At 52.3% G+C, this 18,020-nt stretch carries 15 protein-coding genes; 12 read left to right on the top strand and 3 right to left on the bottom strand.

Annotated features, from left to right (window positions below):
- Positions 1-88 precede the first annotated feature (88 nt).
- The gene (locus IPM52_06305) at positions 89-1,801 is read left to right on the top strand and encodes an alpha-amylase family protein (protein MBK9291219.1); all 1,713 of its coding nucleotides are present in this window, start codon (positions 89-91) and stop codon (positions 1,799-1,801) included.
- A 5-nt stretch (positions 1,802-1,806) separates the two neighbouring features.
- Positions 1,807-3,846, top strand: a complete 2,040-nt coding sequence (locus IPM52_06300; protein ID MBK9291218.1) for an alpha amylase C-terminal domain-containing protein — start codon at positions 1,807-1,809, stop codon at positions 3,844-3,846.
- Between the two features lie 42 nt (positions 3,847-3,888).
- Here the strand turns inward: IPM52_06300 and IPM52_06295 are convergent, their stop codons facing one another.
- On the bottom strand, positions 3,889-5,199 hold the full coding sequence (locus IPM52_06295; GenBank protein MBK9291217.1) for an MFS transporter: 1,311 nt from the start codon (positions 5,197-5,199) through the stop codon (positions 3,889-3,891).
- A gap of 233 nt (positions 5,200-5,432) precedes the next feature.
- On the opposite strand from IPM52_06295, the gene IPM52_06290 reads away from it, so the two are divergent.
- The 7 genes from IPM52_06290 to IPM52_06260 all read left to right on the top strand — a co-directional run bounded on the left by IPM52_06290 (position 5,433) and on the right by IPM52_06260 (position 12,760).
- Entirely contained in the window at positions 5,433-5,894 is a 462-nt protein-coding gene (locus IPM52_06290) for an SRPBCC family protein (protein ID MBK9291216.1), read from the top strand.
- A gap of 46 nt (positions 5,895-5,940) precedes the next feature.
- Positions 5,941-7,077 carry a hypothetical protein gene (locus tag IPM52_06285; GenBank protein MBK9291215.1) on the top strand — a complete coding sequence of 379 codons (1,137 nt, stop codon included), beginning with the start codon at positions 5,941-5,943 and terminating at the stop codon, positions 7,075-7,077.
- Positions 7,078-7,147: 70 nt separating this feature from the next.
- Positions 7,148-7,546 (top strand): Rrf2 family transcriptional regulator, encoded by a 399-nt coding sequence (locus IPM52_06280; GenBank protein MBK9291214.1) that lies wholly within the window; start codon positions 7,148-7,150, stop codon positions 7,544-7,546.
- Between the two features lie 84 nt (positions 7,547-7,630).
- The gene (locus tag IPM52_06275; GenBank protein MBK9291213.1) at positions 7,631-8,908 is read left to right on the top strand and encodes a hypothetical protein; all 1,278 of its coding nucleotides are present in this window, start codon (positions 7,631-7,633) and stop codon (positions 8,906-8,908) included.
- 15 nt (positions 8,909-8,923) lie between these two features.
- On the top strand, positions 8,924-9,256 hold the full coding sequence (locus IPM52_06270; GenBank protein ID MBK9291212.1) for a cupin domain-containing protein: 333 nt from the start codon (positions 8,924-8,926) through the stop codon (positions 9,254-9,256).
- An 11-nt stretch (positions 9,257-9,267) separates the two neighbouring features.
- Positions 9,268-10,122: a patatin-like phospholipase family protein gene (locus IPM52_06265; GenBank protein MBK9291211.1), complete on the top strand. Its 855-nt coding sequence runs from the start codon at positions 9,268-9,270 to the stop codon at positions 10,120-10,122.
- A 151-nt stretch (positions 10,123-10,273) separates the two neighbouring features.
- Positions 10,274-12,760, top strand: coding sequence for an LruC domain-containing protein (locus tag IPM52_06260; GenBank protein ID MBK9291210.1), 2,487 nt, complete (start codon positions 10,274-10,276; stop codon positions 12,758-12,760).
- Between the two features lie 41 nt (positions 12,761-12,801).
- On the opposite strand, the gene purE is transcribed toward IPM52_06260, so the two are convergent.
- Complete coding sequence (gene purE / locus IPM52_06255) at positions 12,802-13,284, bottom strand: 5-(carboxyamino)imidazole ribonucleotide mutase (GenBank protein ID MBK9291209.1); 483 nt, start codon at positions 13,282-13,284, stop codon at positions 12,802-12,804.
- Between the two features lie 145 nt (positions 13,285-13,429).
- Between purE and IPM52_06250 the strand changes: the two genes are divergently transcribed.
- The 3 genes from IPM52_06250 to IPM52_06240 are packed head-to-tail and all read left to right on the top strand — an operon-like array spanning position 13,430 to position 17,336.
- A complete protein-coding gene (locus IPM52_06250; GenBank protein ID MBK9291208.1) occupies positions 13,430-15,922 on the top strand; it encodes a DNA translocase FtsK 4TM domain-containing protein in 2,493 nt (830 codons plus the stop codon).
- Positions 15,922-16,563, top strand: coding sequence for an outer membrane lipoprotein carrier protein LolA (locus IPM52_06245; GenBank protein ID MBK9291207.1), 642 nt, complete (start codon positions 15,922-15,924; stop codon positions 16,561-16,563). Before IPM52_06250 ends, IPM52_06245 begins: the two co-directional genes overlap by 1 nt.
- Positions 16,560-17,336 (top strand): DUF481 domain-containing protein, encoded by a 777-nt coding sequence (locus tag IPM52_06240; protein ID MBK9291206.1) that lies wholly within the window; start codon positions 16,560-16,562, stop codon positions 17,334-17,336. Before IPM52_06245 ends, IPM52_06240 begins: the two co-directional genes overlap by 4 nt.
- Before the next feature lie 71 nt (positions 17,337-17,407).
- Here IPM52_06240 and IPM52_06235 read toward each other — a convergent pair whose 3' ends face one another.
- Positions 17,408-18,019 carry a fumarylacetoacetate hydrolase family protein gene (locus IPM52_06235; protein MBK9291205.1) on the bottom strand — a complete coding sequence of 204 codons (612 nt, stop codon included), beginning with the start codon at positions 18,017-18,019 and terminating at the stop codon, positions 17,408-17,410.
- Between the last annotated feature and the right edge of the window lies 1 nt (position 18,020).

Raw genomic sequence — 18,020 nt, 5'->3', positions numbered from 1 at the left:
TTTTTGCCTTTGGCCACCGCAGCCTGCCCCTCGGCCAGCTGCCCCAGTGTAGCTAAAAGCACGTATCTTTGTGACCTAACCAATCAGGATGATCAACATCTACCAGCTTTTCCCGCGCCTTTTCGGCAACACCTCGGCCCAGCAACGCTTCAATGGCACAATCGGGGAGAATGGCTGTGGCAGGTTCAGCCACATCAGCAGCAGGGCTATTGAGGCACTACGCGAACTGGGCATCACCCACATCTGGCTCACAGGTATCATTCGCCATGCCAAACTCACAAGCTATTCCGGCTATGGCATCCCCGACAGCCATCCTGCACTGGTGAAGGGAAGGGCAGGTTCGCCCTATGCCATCATGGATTATTACGATGTTGACCCTGACCTGGCCGACGATGTGCCCCGGCGAATGCAGGAATTTGAAGCCCTGGTGCAACGCATCCATGATGCCGGACTGAAAGTGATGATCGATTTCATCCCCAACCATGTTGCACGTCAGTACAAGTCGCTGCAAAGGCCCCCGGATACCGCAGATCTTGGCGAAAACGACAACAAAAACCTGGGCTTCGATCCTCAGAATAACTTCTACTACCTTGTCGGACAAACCTTTGTGCCTCCGAAACGGGAAAATCCTATGTATCATTCCGAGGAGCTGTATCTGGAGCAACCGGCCCGCGTGACAGGCAACGATTGTTTCAGCCCCACGCCATCTATCACCGATTGGTTCGAAACGGTAAAGCTCAACTACGGGGTGGATTATTTTCATTTTCTGGAGCAACATTTTGATCCTGTGCCCGATACCTGGCACAAGATGCTTGGAATCCTGCAATACTGGGCAGAAAAAGGCATCGACGGTTTCAGAACCGATATGGCCGAAATGGTGCCTGTGGCCTTCTGGAAATGGGCCATCAGCAACCTGAAAGACAAGTTTCCCGGTCTGTTGTTTGTTGCCGAAGTGTACCAGCCGGGCCGTTATCACGATTATGCCGGAGCGGGATTCGATTTTCTCTATGACAAGGTCGGGCTTTACGACAAACTGATCAACATCATGTGTCATGGCCACGAGGCCAAAGACCTGAGCCAGTGCTGGCGCCAGACCGAGGGGCTCAATCACCGCATGCTTCGTTTCCTTGAGAACCACGACGAGCTGCGGCTGGCATCATGGCAGGCAGGCATCCGGCCATTGTCGGCATTGCCGGCATTGGCTGTTGCGGCATTCATGCATCCATGTGCTTTTATGATCTACAACGGTCAGGAAAGCGGCGAAACAGCTGCCGGAGCCACCGGCTTCTCAGGCGATGATGGCCGTACCTCTATTTTCGATTACTGTGCCATGCGGCAGCACCAGCAATGGTTCAACCAGGGCGCCTGCGACGGCGCGCTCCTCACGTACGATCAGAAACTTCTGCGTCAGGCATATCAGGAAATCCTCCAAGCCCGCCTCACGCTACCAGCCCTGCGCGAAGGCCTCTTCTACGACCTGATGTGGGCCAACCCCTGGTTCACCAATTTCGATCCCAGATTCGTTTATGCCTTTCTGCGATATTCAACGCACCAAAGGCTCGTCATCGTGGCCAACTTCAACAAATCGGAATCGCGTACCATGCAACTCAATATTCCTTTCGATGCCTTCGAAGCCATGGGTTTTGATGCGGCGCAACTTCCCTGTTTCAGGATGAAGCTTGTGTTGGGCAAAGGCCAAGCCGATGAAGAAACCGAAGGCAGATCGTTTATTGAAACCGGATGCCAAGTAAGCGTTCCGCCGGCTAACTTTGCTATCTTTGAGCTTCATCCACATTACTGACCGTTATGGCGCCTATCCCCATGAAACTAGTGGCCGACGATCCATGGCTCGAGCCGGTAAGCGAGGCTGTTGCGCATCGCTACGAACGTTATCAGAACCGCCTGGAGTACATCAACAGAATATACGGCAGCCTCGATGCCTTTGCCCGGGCCGACAGCCTCTTTGGCTTCAACTACGACAAGGTGCGCAAAGGCTGGTGGTATCGCGAGTGGGCGCCCAATGCCCGGGCCTTGTTTCTGATGGGCGACTTCAACCAATGGAACAAATACAGTCATCCCCTGGTGAACAACGGCCGCGGCATCTGGGAGATCTTTCTCGACGACCGGACATACGCCGGCAGGTTCGTCCACGAGAGTCTGCTTAAAGTCATCGTCCAGAGCCAGCTGGGCGAGCATGAGCGCATCCCGGTGTATATCAAGAGGGTAGTGCAGGACGAGTTTACCAAAGACTTCAGTGGTCAGCTCTGGAATCCGCCCAGGCCATACAAGTTTAAACACAAAGCACCAAAGCTCCGGCCCGGTGAACCCCTGCTCATCTACGAGGCCCATGTGGGTATGGCCCAGGAAAAAGAAGGTGTGGGCACTTACGAAGAATTCCGCAAATTCATTCTGCCCCGCATCGTCAAAGCCGGCTACAATGCCGTTCAGCTGATGGCAATAGCCGAGCACCCATACTATGGTTCCTTTGGTTACCATGTCAGCAATTTTTTTGCGCCCAGTTCACGTTTCGGCACACCCGAAGAGCTGAAACAACTTGTGGATGAAGCCCATAAGCTCGGATTGCTGGTCATCATGGACCTGGTGCACTCACACACAGTGAAAAACACCCGCGAAGGGCTGAATCTCTTCGATGGTACCGATTACCAATACACCCACCCCGGCCCGCGCGGCGACCATCCGCAGTGGGACTCCAAGCTGTTCAACTACGGAAAAGACGAGGTGATGCAGTTCCTCCTCAGCAATGTGCGTTACTGGCTCACCGATTTCCGCTTCGACGGCTATCGCTTCGACGGCGTTACCTCCATGATCTATTTCCATCACGGACACGGGGTGCAGTTCGACCGCCCCGAGCATTATTTCTACGATGGGGTGGAATACGATGCCATTACCTATCTGCAACTGGCTAATACGCTGATCCATCAGATCAATCCCGATGCCGTGTCCATAGCCGAGGAAGTAAGCGGCATGCCCGGCCTTTGCAGCCCGATTGCCGACGGTGGAATTGGATTCGACTACCGGCTCGGTATGGGACTGCCTGATTTCTGGATCCGTTACCTCAAGGATTACAGCGACGAGCAGTGGAACATGGATGAAATGTTTCACACCATGACCAACCGGCTGTTTACAACCAAAACAGTGGCTTATGCCGAATCGCACGACCAGGCCCTGGTGGGCGATAAAACAATCGCGTTCAGGCTCATGGACAAGGAAATGTACTTCTTCATGAGCAAAGAAACCCAGAGTCTGATCATCGACCGCGGCATCGCCCTGCACAAAATGATCCGCCTGTTTACCATTACCCTTGGTGGCGAAGCCTGGCTCAATTTCATGGGGAACGAGTTTGGTCATCCAGAGTGGATCGACTTTCCGCGCGAAGGCAACCGCTGGAGCTATAAATATGCCCGCAGGCAATGGTCGCTGGCCGATAAAGACTACCTGAAGTATCACTGGCTGGGCGATTTCGACCGGGCTATGATCAATTTCGTGAAAAACGAAAACATCATGCTTGCCCTGCCTCCGTGGAAGCTCATGACGGACGAAGCAAACAAAACCATCGTATTCGAACGCAACCGACATATCTTCGTTTTCAACTGGCACCCCACTGCCGCTGTCCCGGATTACGAAATCGCGCTGCGCGAAACCGGCGATTACGAGATTGTCATCAGCACCGACGACCCTGCCTTTGGTGGCCTCGGACGCGTGGATACCTCCCTGCATTACCCATCGTACCTGGGCGAAGACGGGCAGCCACGCATGAAGATCTACAACGTCAACCGGGCCGCCCTTGTCCTTCGCCCGGTGGAAAATAAAAATGCGGACGAATAAACTCCGCCCGCATCTTTGGTATAAGTCGTTGTTAGCTTAAAATCAGCGCTTTACCACGTCGTCCACATCTTTTACAAAAATCACCGAGATTGCTCCGAGGATCATCATGATGCCTGCGGTAACAAGGGCATAAATGGCGTGTCCGTTGTAAAAATATTTCACGATCGGTCCGCCGAAAATACCGTTCACAATCTGGGGGAAAGTGATGAAAAAGTTGAAGATACCCATGTAAACCCCCATCTTGTTGGTGGGAATTGAGCCCGCAAGAATGGCATAGGGCATGGCCAGAATGGAAGCCCAGGCAATACCAACACCCACCATGCTCAGATTAAGCAACCATTTCATCTCGGGTGAGGTGATCAAAACGGTCGATATCAATCCAAGTCCTCCCAGGGTAAGGCAAATGCTGTGGGTCATCCTGCGTCCCACCTTTGCTGCAATCACAGGCAGCATCATGGCAAACAGGGCAGCAACCAGGTTGTACACCCCGAAAATAACCCCCACGTAATCCGCAGCTTCGTTGAAGGCTGCCGAGTGCCTGTCCTCGGCCGGAAGTCCCCAGACGTGCTCAGCCAGGGCAGGTGTGGTAAACACCCACATCGAAAACAGGGCAAACCAGGAAAAAAATTGTACCACACCCAGCTGCCTCATGGTCTGTGGCATGTGGGCAAAGTCGCGGAAAATATCCAGAAAGCCCCCCGAAGATTCGTGGCCTGCCTCATGATGGTCGTCAAACGAAGCCTGCACCTCCGGTGGATATTCCGAGGTAGTACTAACAGTCCAGATGATCGTGGAAAGCAATACCACCGCACCCACAATAAATGACAGAATAAGGCTGAATGGCACCTGCCCTTCATCAGCCAGTTCGTTGAAGCCAAACAAATTTGTCATGATATAGGGCAGCCACGAACCAACAACGGCACCAATACCAATCAGCAGGGTTTGTACCGAAAATCCCAGGGTACGCTGCTCGGATGGCAGCTTGTCGGCCACCAGCGCCCGGAAAGGTTCCATGGCAATGTTGAAACTGGCATCCATGATCATCAGCATGCCTGCACCAACCCAAAGCGCCGGAAGCACGCTTGCAAACATGGGTGAGTTGGGCATCAATATCAATCCGATGGAGGCAAGTATGGCTCCGGTGAGAAAATAGGGTCGCCGCCTGCCCAGACGGTTCCAGGTGCGGTCGCTGTAATGACCAATGATCGGCTGTACGATCATGCCGGTGAGCGGAGCCACCAGCCAAAACCAGGAAAGATGCTCCACATCGGCACCAAAGGTTTGTAAAATGCGGCTGGCATTGGCATTCTGAAGCGCAAAGCCCATCTGAATACCCATAAATCCAAAACTCATGTTCCAGATCTGCCAGAAGGTGAGTCGGGGTTTTTTAGCGTGCATAAGCGTTGGTTAACAGATTTGTGCCATAAAGATAGAAATTGCATTGTCACACCAGCACTTCAACTTGCAGCAATTACATGCCGGCCTCCGAAAACCGTTGCATTCAGCCTGATTTGATTTTTTAACATGCTTTATAAATCCGGGAGCCCAACTTTTGTCCGATCATTTTGTTTCCCAGAAAAAACAACATGATCTACCAGCTTACCGAAAAAACATTCATCAAGTCTGACCTCAAGACAGTATGGGACTTTTTCAGCTCGCCCAAAAACCTTAAGCAAATTACCCCATCACACATGGGTTTCGATATCCTCGTCGGGGGAGAAGGAAAAATGTATCCCGGACAAATTATTGCCTACAGGGTGAAACCCCTGTTTGGTTTCCCAATGTTGTGGGTTACCGAAATCACCCATGTGTCCGAACAAAAATTTTTCGTGGACGAACAGCGCATTGGTCCCTACAAAATGTGGCACCACGAACATCATTTTGTAGAAGTGGATGGGGGAGTGGAGATGACGGATATTGTCAGCTATGCCCTGCCATTCGGACCACTCGGTACATTGGCACACAAAATCCTCGTCAGAAAGAAAGTGGAGGGCATCTTCAAATACCGTCAAAGGGTCATCACCCGGCTCTTTGAAACAAGGCCCTGATGCACAGCTCATGCGCCAAAGGATCATTACATTTGCCAAAAAAAACATGCTCCCTTTGTTCAAACCATACCTGCTGCTTCTTCTGCTTATTTGCCTGACCCCGGGTAAAGCCTCATCGCAAACAACACTTACAGGAGGTTTTGTCCATGGCGGATTGCAACGTACCTACCGGGTGTATGTTCCGCCTGCATACAATGCTGCAGTGCCGACTCCTTTAATTATAAACCTGCACGGTTACGGTTCGAACAATATCGAGCAGGAGCTCTACTCAAATTTTAAGCCCATTGCCGACACTGCCGGTTTCCTGATTGTGCATCCCAATGGCACCCCCGACTTCTCGAATACCCTGCACTGGAATACCTTTGGCACCTCCAACGTGGATGATGTGGGTTTCATCTCTTCACTCATTGATACCCTCTCCGCAAGCCTGAATATCGACCCTGCCAGGGTGTATGCCACCGGAATGAGCAATGGGGGATTTATGAGCTTCCAGCTGGCATGCCAACTTGGCAATCGCATCGCAGCTATCGCCTCAGTAACCGGCACCATGACCAATATCAACCTGGGAGCATGTCAGCCCCAACGCCCGCTTGCCGTGATGCAGATTCATGGCACTGCCGATGCCACCGTGCCCTACAACGGAAACTTTTTCTTTGCCCCGGTGCAAAACCTGCTCAACTTCTGGGTGGGCTTCAATGGCACATCCTCCACACCGGAGATCTATCCTTTGCCCGACATCAATCCCAACGATGGCTGCACCGCCGAAAGGCATACCTACGCTGGGGGGCAGAACGGCACCAGCATCATTCATTATAAGGTGCTCGGAGGCGGCCATTCCTGGCCCGGTGCCCCGATCAACATCAACATCACCAATATGGACTTCAGCGCCAGCGAAGAAATCTGGCGCTTTTTCAAACAATATACCATCAACGGGCTGGTCACCTCAACCGGTCAGCAGCTTGCCCTGAACCCCAGACCAGTCGGCCTGCGTCAAACCGGGCAAGGTGTCGAAATTACCTTGCCGGATGATAAACCACGAAGAATCAGCCTGTACGACCTCACAGGCCGCCTCATTGCCACCAAACAGCTGTCTTCCGGCCAGGTAAGTTTTCCCGGCATCGGTAAAGGTGTCTTTTTGCTCACAACGAGCGATGGCCTGAGGTCAAAATTCATCATCCGATAAAAAAAACGGGTACCGTTGCTTGACTTTCATAAAAAGTGCCTAATTTTGGTATTTAATTACTAAAAAGGCGATGACAAAGATTGTAACACTAACCGAAGCTGCCTCCATTGCACTGCATGGGATGATTGTCGTGGCCAAAAACGAGGGTGTGACCAATGTGCTCCAGATAGCTGAAGTAACCAAAAGTTCGAAGCACCATGTGGCCAAAATCTTTCAGCGCCTGGTGAAAGACGGTTTTCTTGAGTCACTGCGCGGCCCAAGCGGCGGATTTACCCTGAAACGCGACCCCAAAGACATTACCCTGCTCGAAATTTATGAGTCCATCGAAGGTAAAATTGAGGTAACCAGCTGTCCGCACGACAAGCATATCTGCCCGTTCAACCGTTGCATCATGGACAACGTTACCCGCAAAATGACCCAGGACTTTCGCGACCACCTGAACAGAAACACCCTGGCCGATTATCTGTAAGTTGAAGAGTTGAAATCACCTTGAAAATAATATTTGCTCAAAAACAGGAAAATCAATACCGTTATACCTAAAAACCCAAACACCATGAAACAAAACGTTATTGCTACCATTGTTTTATTTGTGTTGCCGGCCTGGATGCTGGCGCAAACCACCATTTCGGGCGAGTTCAGGCCGAGAGCCGAATACCGCCATGGATTCAAAACCCTCATGGCCGACACGGCCAAGGCTGCTTTTCAGGTATCGCAGCGCAGCCGGCTCAATCTGGAACACAAGTCGGATCATTTTAAAGCCGGCCTGAGCTTGCAGGAAGTACGCTTCTGGGGCGAAACGCCCCAGCTGGGAATTACAGGCAACAGGGTGATGGTGCATCAGGCCTGGGCCGAATGGATGTTTGCCGATGGTTTCTCGGTCAAGGCCGGACGACAGGAGCTTAACTACGACGATGCCCGCATTCTGGGTAATGTGGAATGGGCACAGCAGGCCAGGGCACACGACCTCGCATTGTTTAAGTATGAAAAAGACTTCAAGCTGCACCTCGGATTTGCGTTTAACCAAACAGCCGACCTGCTCGCCGGCACCCGTTATGCACTGCCGGGAAGCTACAAAAGCATGCAGTTCATGTGGTACAACCGAAAACTTGGTAAAGTCGGCATGAGCATCCTGTTCCTGAACAACGGTATGGAAAAGATCTACACCGAGAACGGCAAAGAGCGCTACAAAACCGTATTCAGCCAGACTGCAGGCACCAGACTCACTTATAGTGAAAAGAAGCTGTCCCTGCAGGGCAATTTTTACTACACCGGCGGAAAAGATGTGACCGAACGCGAGCTTTCGGCCATGAACTTCCTGGCAGCAGCCGACTACAAGCTCAACAGCCGCTTGACCGGTACCCTTGGTTTTGAGCACCTTTCGGGTACAAGCATGAAGGACAAGGCCGCCGACCCTACCGGATACACCAATAAGAGCTTCAACCCCTTCTATGGCACCAACCACAAATTCAATGGTTTCATGAACTTCTTCTATGTGGGTAACCACCTCAACAGCGTTGGCCTGAATGACCTTTATCTCGGTCTTTCAGGAAAAAATGGCAAAACCGTGCTTGCCCTCACAGCGCATATGTTCTCTGCTGCTGCCGATGTGGTCAAGCCAGGTCCGGGAGGCGAAACCATGCCTGCCGGTCTGGGCACCGAGATCGACTTTAGCCTCAATTACAAGATCAACGATCAGGCCAATCTGCAGGCAGGTTATTCGCATATGTTCGGCACGGCCACGCTGCAGCAACTTCGGGGCGGCAACTACGAAAACACTACCAACTGGGCCTGGCTTATGCTGACCTACAAACCTGTATTCTTCAAAAACTAAATATCTATCCTTCGCATGCAAGCTCAAAAATTTTTCGAAACCGCAAAGGTTTTCGACTTTGTCGATTCCATTGAATATCAAAGTGGTGCAGTGGTAAGTCGGCAGGTGATGAAAAATGAAAAAGGCAATGTCAGCCTGTTTGCCTTCGACCAGGGCCAGGGGCTTTCGGAACACACCGCTCCCTTTGATGCGCTGGTTCAGGTGATCGAAGGGAAAGCTGTGATCACGATCGGAGGCAATCCCCTGGAAGTCAGTGCCGGTCAAAGTGTCATCATGCCGGCCAATGTGCCGCATGCCTTGCATGCGGTGCAGGCCTTCAAAATGATTTTAACCATGATCAAGGCATAACACCTGGCGAAGTGCAACCCAAGCATAAAAGCGGCTATCTTTGGGTAGTCGCTTTTTTTATTATGCAGCAAAACGAAGAACAATTCAGTTCATTTGCCATTTCGCTCAGTGGGGGTGGTGCCCGTGGCATTGTGCATGCCGGGGTGCTCAAGGCGTTCAACGAGGCCGGCCTGGTTCCGCTGGAAGTGGCCGGAGCAAGTATGGGCAGCATCGTGGGCGCGTTGTATTGTGCCGGAGTGTCGCCCGACGACATGCTCAAAGCCATCAAATTGCCCGACTTTTTTTCGTTTCCGCAATGGCTCGGTCTCAAAGGTGGGATAGGCAGCCTTAAAGTGCTCGAAGAACAGCTTCACAAGTTCATCCCGCACAACAGCTTCGAAAAGTTGCTGATTCCGCTCATCGTTTCGGTGACCAACCTCAATACCGGGCAAAACGAGCTGATTCGTAAGGGCAATCTTGCACGGGCGGTCATGGCCTCCTCGTCCATTCCCATCATTTTCGAACCCGTCCGCATCGGAAAATACCAGTACGTGGACGGCGGACTCACCCTGAACCTTCCAATTTCGTGCCTGAAGAAAAAGGGAAGGTTGATCGTTGGTGTCAATTCCAACCACACTGTGATGAGCAATGGCAGTTTCAAAACCATGCGACAGGTGGGCGAGCGCTGCCTTTTCATTGCTGTGCAAAACACCTTGCGTGATCAGCTTCCCGATTGCCACCTGCTGATCGACCCGCCGGAGGCAAGAAACTACACCACTTTCGAATTCGATAAAGCCCAGGAAATCTTCGACATTGGCTACGAAGCCGGAAAAATGGCTGTGCCTCAGTTGCAGAAAGCCCTGGGCATCCCGGTCACCAACAGCTGATTTTCTGCCCGCTATTCAGCACGTATCCCAATATTGGAAACCGAGGCTGAATTTTGTACTCACTTACCACTTAGATTCTGATTATAGTGCTGAATATCAATATGATATTGTTTTGCACGAAATTTGAATATCGAATTAAAAAACTAATCCAATGCGCGCTCATAGCTTAGGTCTGGCATTCCTTTCCATGCTGATGATTTTCAGTTGGGGATGCCGCAAGGATGCGGATTTTGTCAAGAAGACCGGTTCCACCCGCGATTTGAAAGTACCGGCCGGCTTCACCTGGTCCAATACCAAACCGGTAACGGTCAAAATCGGGCTTCCCCAAACGGGATATTACCCCCTGCAATCGCGTATAAGCATTTACAGTGGCAATCCCTTTGCGGGCGGGGTACAGCTTGTTTCGGGCAGCCTGAATTCACAACAGGATTTTGAGCAGACGCTCAATGTGCCTGCACACCTGCAGTCGCTCTTTCTGGTATTGCATACCAGCACCGGCGAGCAGATGATGCAGCAGCTTACCCTCAGCGGCAACCAACTGGTGTACAGGTTTCCCCCGGCTAAAATCAGTCAGCTCAAGTCGGTTGGAATCCCGGAACCTGACCCTGGTCCGGGCTGCGATGTGTGCGACGAAGTGATCTCGGGCAGTGGACAGGTAAATATCGGTAACGGCAAAACATATTGTGTAACAGGCACATTCGACGGGACAGTCAATTTTCAGAGCTGGAACGGTGGGGGCACCCTCAAGGTTTGTGGCACGGCCAACATCAATCAGAATATTTCCCTGGGCACCAACTGCCATATCGTTGTTACCGGCTCCGGCAGCCTTACTACGGGTTCAATATCCATGTGGGGCAACAGCAACAGCGTGAAAGTGTATGCCAATGCCACCCTGAATATCAACGGCAATATTTCCACAACCGGGGTATTGCTCAACCATGGAACTATCCAGGTGAGTCAGGAGGCTGTAATTCAAAGTCTGTCGGAACCTTTTGTCAACCTTGGCGCTTTTACAACCCAATCCAAAATTGATTGCAACGGTGCAACCATCACCAACTACGGCACAATAAGTTCAGCTACCTGGCTCAAATTCAACAATGTAGCCAGGTTCGAGAACTTTGGAACGGCCGTTGCAGGCACCTTTTGTGAATTCAACGGCAGCACCTGCATCAATGAGGGTTTGTTCGAAATACAAACCAACAGGCTGAGCATCAATGGCAATTCTACGTTCACCAACAACGGGAGTATCGCCACACTGAGTGCCGAATCCGGCGACCTGAACATCAACTCAGGCAGGGTATTTACCAACAATGGAAGCATCAGTGTTGCCGGAAGGTTCAACATCAATTCGTCGAGCACGGTATTCAACAATTGCAAGATTGTAGTGCAAGGCAAGGCCGAGGTGAATTCGGGCACCACTGCATTCAACTCGGGTTACCTTAGCAGTGCCGTAATGATTCAGATAAACGGAGGTGCTGGATTCAATCTCAACGACGGCAGCATGCTTTCCACCCCGCAGTTTGTGCTTTACCGGACCATCAACGGCAACGGGCAGCTCAATACCATCAAGGCAACCACCTCGTTCACCATGTCGGGCGTGCAGGTCAGGGGAGCCATCGAAGCTTCGACACCTTTGTTGAATATCCTGCCGGGAACGCCTGTAAGCCAGCATTTTGTCAATGGAGCTACCGTGGTTAGTCCGGGCAACGAGCAAAACTTCCTGCCCATCACCGCCTGCAATCCCGAAGGACTGGGCGCTGTGGCCATCATCGACACCGACAACGATGGTGTGCCCGACGACCTGGATGCTTTTCCCAACGATCCGCTGAGGGCATTCGTTTCGTGGTATCCGGCCGAAAATACTTTCACCACCTTTGCTTTCGAAGACCTCTGGCCTTCGCTTGGCGATTTCGACTTCAACGATGTGGTTGTGATTGCCAATTTCAGGATGGTGACCAACGCACAGAACCAGTTGGTGGATGTGGAAGGAAAGTTCCGGCTGATGGCTGCCGGGGCCGGGTTTGATAACGGCTTTGCCGTGGCTTTCGATATTGCGCCCGAACATGTGGCTTCTGTAACAGGCGGTACAATTGCCTCAAATTACATCACTACCGATCCCAAAGGCTTCGAAGCCGGCCACAGCAGCCAGACGGTGTGGATTGTCATGGACGCCATCAACACCATTTATCCTTCGGAAACCTTTATCAACACGGTGCCTGAGCAACCGTATCTGCTTACCGATACCCTCAGCATGTTCATGACCTTATCGCAGCCGCAGGCTGTTTTCGGTCAGGCGCCATTCAACCCGTTTATCATCGTTGGGGGCGACAGGGGCAAGGAGGTTCACCTGCCCGATCATGCGCCTACCGCACTTGCCAATCCGGCCTATTTTGGAACTTCCGACGATGCCAGCAACAGCGCCACGGGAAAATACTATAAAACTGGAAGCAGCCTGCCCTGGGCCATTGAGATTCCCGTGACCTTCGATTATCCTGTGGAAAAGGCCGACATCCTGCTTACCCACCTGCGTTTTGCCGACTGGGCACAATCGGGCGGGCAGCTCTACCCCGACTGGTACCTCGACAGGCCGGGTTACCGCAATATGCAAAACATCTATACCCGTTCGGCAGGGAAGTGATGCGCAGGGCATCGGATTTCATTTAACGAACCATCTAAAGGTCAGATCTTCAGTTCGTTGGCGGCTTTCTCCAGCACAGCCTGGGTTTGCCGCTTCATAAATTCTTCCATTTTCTGTCGGATACTCGAGTCGGCCGAAGCCAGTATTCTGGCTGCGAGCAATCCGGCATTGGCAGCGCCGTTGATGGCCACGGTGGCCACGGGTATGCCTTTGGGCATCTGCACAATGGAAAGCAAAGAGTCGATGCCTTCGATGGAGTTGGACGATTTTACCGGCACGCCGATTACGGGCAGCGGCGTCAGGCTGGCAACCATGCCCGGCAGGTGTGCAGCACCCCCGGCACCGGCTATGATAACCTTCAGCCCACGACCGGCGGCAGTTTTGGCATATTCCACCATCCATTCGGGTGTGCGGTGTGCCGAAACAACGCGCATCTCCCACGGAATACCAAACCCATCGAGCTGAATAGCAGCTTCGCGCATTACAGGCAGGTCGCTGTCCGATCCCATAATTATTCCCACCAGGGCATGTGGCTGTGTTGTCATGGTTTTTGCTGTTGATCGGCACAAAGATATCACAATTGAAAGTGCACTATCCCATTGTCCTGCACTGGTATAAGTCGCCGGCAAACGGAATTGCTTAATTTTGCCCGCTAAAGCATACCGTGGCATGGCCAGGCCAGTAAACAAGCTATTAGAACAAACCGCACCCGACAGCAGCACAACAGCGCCGGCAGGTGCTGCTGTGCCTGAAAACAAAAAAAAGGCCGCAACGCCAAAACCTCCGAAGCCTAAGCGTAAGCTTCCCATCCTCCGCATGGGGCCGCGTACCACACAGGCCACCGGCATCTTCTTTTTGTTTGCCTCGGCCTACCTGGCTCTTGCCTTCGTTTCGTTCTACATCAACTGGTTTGGCGAACTCACCGACGATTATTTCAGCGACCTTCCCGTGCGCCTGGTGCTCACCGAAAAGGGATTGCAAATCAACAACTGGATGGGTAACCTGGGGGCATTCCTGAGTCAGCTCCTTGTTAAAGAAGGGTTCGGACTGGGTGCCTTTTTCCTGCCTTTTCTGTCTTTTCTGATCGGCTACAGGCTGGTATTCAAACGCAACTTGCTGGGTGGCTGGGGAATCTGGAAATATGCAGTGATGAGCCTGCTCTGGCTGCCACTGCTGCTGGCCACCTTGTTTCCCAACCATCCTCTGAATACTTTGGGCGGACTCACAGGCCTTTTTGTCCGCGACTACCTTTCAGCAATTCTGGGTAAACCAGGCTTGATGATGGTCATCCTGTTCATTCTTATCGTATTCATAATCTGGACTTTTGCTATTACTTTCGGTAAAAAGCCAAAGCCGGAAGATCAACCTGCCCGCACCGGTGTTGCCGACGAAAAGGGAGACCTGTACAACACGGTGGAATATGCCGTGGAGGATGAAGAATCAAAAATTGAAGAGGTGTCTGTCAGGCCGACCAACAAGCCCATAGAGCTTGAGCTTGAGCCGACCGTTGCAGCTGTTGTTGCTGACAAACCCGCTGCTGCACCTGTGGACGAATTGCCCCTTGAGGTGGCCAATGCCAATAAGCCTGAGGAAAATCAACGCAAGAAAGGTTCCATCGAACGCCAGACCCTGGATACCTTGTACGACCCCCGTCTCGACCTGCCCGATTATAAATTCCCCCCGATTGAGCTGCTCTTCGAATACGGCGACGGCACCATCACTGTTGAGCGGTCGGAACTCGAAGCAAATAAAAAGCGCATTGTCGAAACCCTGGCAAACTATTCCATCGGGATCGAAAAAATCAAGGCAACCATCGGACCAACGGTCACCTTGTACGAGATTGTTCCTGCGCCCGGCATCCGCATCAGCCGCATCAAGGGTTTGGAAGACGATATTGCGCTGAGCTTGTCGGCCCTGGGTATCCGCATCATTGCACCCATCCCCGGCAAAGGCACGGTGGGTATCGAGGTGCCCAATATGAAACCCGAAATCGTTTCGATGCGCAGCATCATTGCATCAGAGCGTTTCAGGTCGGGCAATTACGAGCTTCCGTTCGGCCTGGGAAAAACCATAGCCAACGAGAGCTTTGTGGCCGACCTTACCCGCATGCCCCACATCCTCATGGCAGGGGCCACCGGTCAGGGTAAATCGGTGGGCCTCAATGCGATCATCACTTCGCTGCTTTACACCAAGCACCCGTCGGAGCTTAAGTTTGTGATGGTTGACCCGAAAAAGGTGGAGCTGAACCTATACAGCCGTATCGAGCGGCATTTTCTGGCCAAACTGCCCGATTCGGAAGAGGCCATCATCACCGATACCCGCAAGGTGGTGCGCACCCTCAACTCGCTCACCATCGAGATGGACAACCGCTACGAGCTGCTTAAGGATGCCCAGGTGCGCAACATCAAGGAATACAACGAGAAGTTCCGGTCGAGAAAACTCAACCCCAACGAAGGACACCGTTTTCTGCCGTATATCGTGCTGATTATTGACGAGTTTGCCGACCTCATCATGACTGCCGGCAAGGAAGTTGAAGGTCCGATCACCCGGCTGGCGCAGCTGGCCCGTGCGGTGGGTATCCACCTTATCATCGCCACCCAGCGTCCTACGGTGAATATCATCACAGGTACCATCAAGGCCAACTTCCCTGCACGGATTGCATTCAGGGTGATCTCGCGCACCGACTCGCGCACCATTCTCGACACCGGCGGCGCCGACCAGCTTGTAGGCCGGGGCGATATGCTGCTCAGCACCGGCAGCGACCTCATCCGCCTGCAATGCGCCTTTATTGATACACCTGAGGTAGAGCGTCTTACCGATTACATCGGATCGCAACGAGGCTATCCCGATGCATTTCATCTGCCAGAATATGCGGATGAACAGGACGAAGTGGGCGAAGTGCTCGATTTGGGCGAACGTGACCCGCTTTTTGAAGATGCTGCCCGCGTCATCGTCGAAACCCAACAGGGTTCGACCTCGCTGCTTCAGCGCAAACTCAAGCTTGGTTACAACCGCGCCGCCCGCATCATCGATCAGCTCGAAGCCGCCGGCATCGTAGGTCCGTTCGAAGGATCGAAGGCTCGCGAAGTAAAAGTGAACGGCACGATGGCTTTGGAACAGTTTTTGAAGGATTACTACAGTCGTACGAACAACGAAAAATAATGAAGCGTTTGATCTTTTTCATGCTCCTTTTCGGGGCAATTTTCCAGGTTCAGCAGCTAATGGCCCAAAAAAACGCCGATCAGCTCCTTAACGCTGTGATCGACAAAACCCGCAACACCCCTAACCTCAAGATCGATTTCACCTACCAGATGATCAACACCAGGGCGGGAATCAACGAAAAAAAGAACGGTACCCTCTTCCTCAACGGGGATGCCTATAAAGTGCTCATCGACGGGCAAACCATCGTCAGCGATGGAAAGACTGTCTGGACCTACCTCCCCGAAAGCAATGAGGTAATGGTGAGCAATGCAGGTCAGGGCGACGAGGCATTGAGCCCAACCAACCTCCTCACTACCTATGCAAAGGATTATAAGGCTTCCTTTGGCAGTGATAAAGATAATCAGGCCAAAGGACTGAAAACCATTGAATTGAAAGCTCAAGCCGGCAGCAAGTTTCCCAAAGTGATTGTAGGTGTACGCGAAGCCGCGGAGCAACTGTCGCGCCTTGTGATCTTCGATAATGGCGGCAACCAGTTTATTTACGACCTCAGCCGCATGACGCCCAATGCCACCCTTCCGCGAAACTTCTTCACTTTCAATCCGGCCGATTATCCTGGCATCGATGTAGTTGACATGCGATGAAGCGAATTGCCATTCTTTTGCTGGTCTTGTGGTCGTTTTCGGCCATGAGCCAGGTGAATATTGAAAGGTATTACCGCGACAACACCCGCGAAGGCTTCATGTTTACCAATGCCTTCGGCCTCAACATTGCCAGTGGAAACACCAATTATCTGGAACTGACCGACAGGTTCAGGATGGACTACAACGGACCGCGCACCGACTATTTTACCATTCTGGAATACAACCTGCGCACATCGTCGGGCAAAACCTCAGCACACAAAGGCTTTGTGCATTTTCGCGCCATCCACGACCTCGACGACAAAGCCGTCATGATGGCCGAGGGCTATCTGCAGCAACAATTCGACGAGTTCATCCTGCTGCGCAGCCGCACGCTGCTGGGAGGGGGGTTCAGGTTCAACCCTGTGAACCTTGCCGACAGCGCATGGAAGTCGCGTGCCAAGGTGCGCCTGTTTCTGGGAACCGGGGTATTTCTCGAACACGAGAGTTATTCGACCAGGCCCAGGCAAACTTCGAGCCTCATGCGCTCCTCTTCCTACCTCTCGCTGCTGTGGGATCCGGGCAAAAACCTCAGTTTCAATATGGTGAACTACTTCCAGCCGGCCCTGAACGATTTCAGCAATTACCGCTATTCGCTCAACATGAGCATGAGCACCCCGCTCAACGAGCGTTGGCTGTTTGTGATGAGTGCAGAGTTTTTCTACCGCTCTCAACCTGTGGGCGGCAAGAAGCCTAACGACCTGGAAATAAAAAACACCTTCCGCTTTACCCTCTGAGTTTGGCTCAGGCTGGCTGTCAGCAAAGCCTGAAAAAAAGCGGGCTATCGCCGTAAATATCTGTTTATGAATTATTTCACATTGAATGTCAGCATGAGCTGATCTTCAATGAACAATTCAAAGCGGTCGTTGATCTGGGTTTGCCCCACGCCTTCGGGTGTGCCGGTAAAGATGTAGTCGCCTTCGCGCAGGGTGATAAACTGCGAAACGTAGGATATGATGTGGTCGAAACTGAAGATCATATCGCGGCTGTTGCCTTGTTGCCGCCATTCGCCATTGATTTTCAGGCCGAAACGGATATTGCTCAGGTCGGCAAACTGTTCCTTTGGCAGGAAGCGGCTCACGGGAGCCGAAAAGTCGAAAGCCTTGGCCACTTCCCAGGGAAGGCCTTTTTGCTTGCATTCGGCCTGAAGGTCGCGCGCAGTGAAATCGATTCCAACCCCGATGGCGTCGTAGTATTTATACGCGAACTGCTTTTCGATGCTGCGACCGTGCTTGCAGATGCGCAGGACGAGTTCGGTTTCGTAGTGAATCTCGTTCGAGAAGTCGGGCAGAAAAAATGGGTTGTGGGGCGGGAGCAGGGCTGTGTCGGGTTTCATGAAAAACACAGGCTTGGCCGGGAGCGGGTTGTTCAGCTCGCGGGCGTGTTCGGCATAGTTGCGTCCGATGCAGATGATTTTCATA

It is taken from the genome of Bacteroidota bacterium, from assembly GCA_016715945.1.
Taxonomy (GTDB): Bacteria; Bacteroidota; Bacteroidia; order Bacteroidales; family F082; genus JALNZU01.
The sequence above is the reverse complement of the archived record's forward strand: the minus strand, read 5'-3'. Positions and strand labels throughout refer to the sequence as shown.

Coding starts and splice junctions, on each gene's coding strand:
- IPM52_06305 (MBK9291219.1), top strand. CDS start 89: ATGATCAACATCTACCAGCTTTTCCCGCGCCTTTTCGGCAACACCTCG.
- IPM52_06300 (MBK9291218.1), top strand. CDS start 1,807: ATGGCGCCTATCCCCATGAAACTAGTGGCCGACGATCCATGGCTCGAG.
- IPM52_06295 (MBK9291217.1), bottom strand. CDS start 5,199: ATGAGTTTTGGATTTATGGGTATTCAGATGGGCTTTGCGCTTCAGAAT.
- IPM52_06290 (MBK9291216.1), top strand. CDS start 5,433: ATGATCTACCAGCTTACCGAAAAAACATTCATCAAGTCTGACCTCAAG.
- IPM52_06285 (MBK9291215.1), top strand. CDS start 5,941: ATGCTCCCTTTGTTCAAACCATACCTGCTGCTTCTTCTGCTTATTTGC.
- IPM52_06280 (MBK9291214.1), top strand. CDS start 7,148: ATGACAAAGATTGTAACACTAACCGAAGCTGCCTCCATTGCACTGCAT.
- IPM52_06275 (MBK9291213.1), top strand. CDS start 7,631: ATGAAACAAAACGTTATTGCTACCATTGTTTTATTTGTGTTGCCGGCC.
- IPM52_06270 (MBK9291212.1), top strand. CDS start 8,924: ATGCAAGCTCAAAAATTTTTCGAAACCGCAAAGGTTTTCGACTTTGTC.
- IPM52_06260 (MBK9291210.1), top strand. CDS start 10,274: ATGCGCGCTCATAGCTTAGGTCTGGCATTCCTTTCCATGCTGATGATT.
- IPM52_06250 (MBK9291208.1), top strand. CDS start 13,430: ATGGCCAGGCCAGTAAACAAGCTATTAGAACAAACCGCACCCGACAGC.
- IPM52_06245 (MBK9291207.1), top strand. CDS start 15,922: ATGAAGCGTTTGATCTTTTTCATGCTCCTTTTCGGGGCAATTTTCCAG.
- IPM52_06240 (MBK9291206.1), top strand. CDS start 16,560: ATGAAGCGAATTGCCATTCTTTTGCTGGTCTTGTGGTCGTTTTCGGCC.
- IPM52_06235 (MBK9291205.1), bottom strand. CDS start 18,019: ATGAAAATCATCTGCATCGGACGCAACTATGCCGAACACGCCCGCGAG.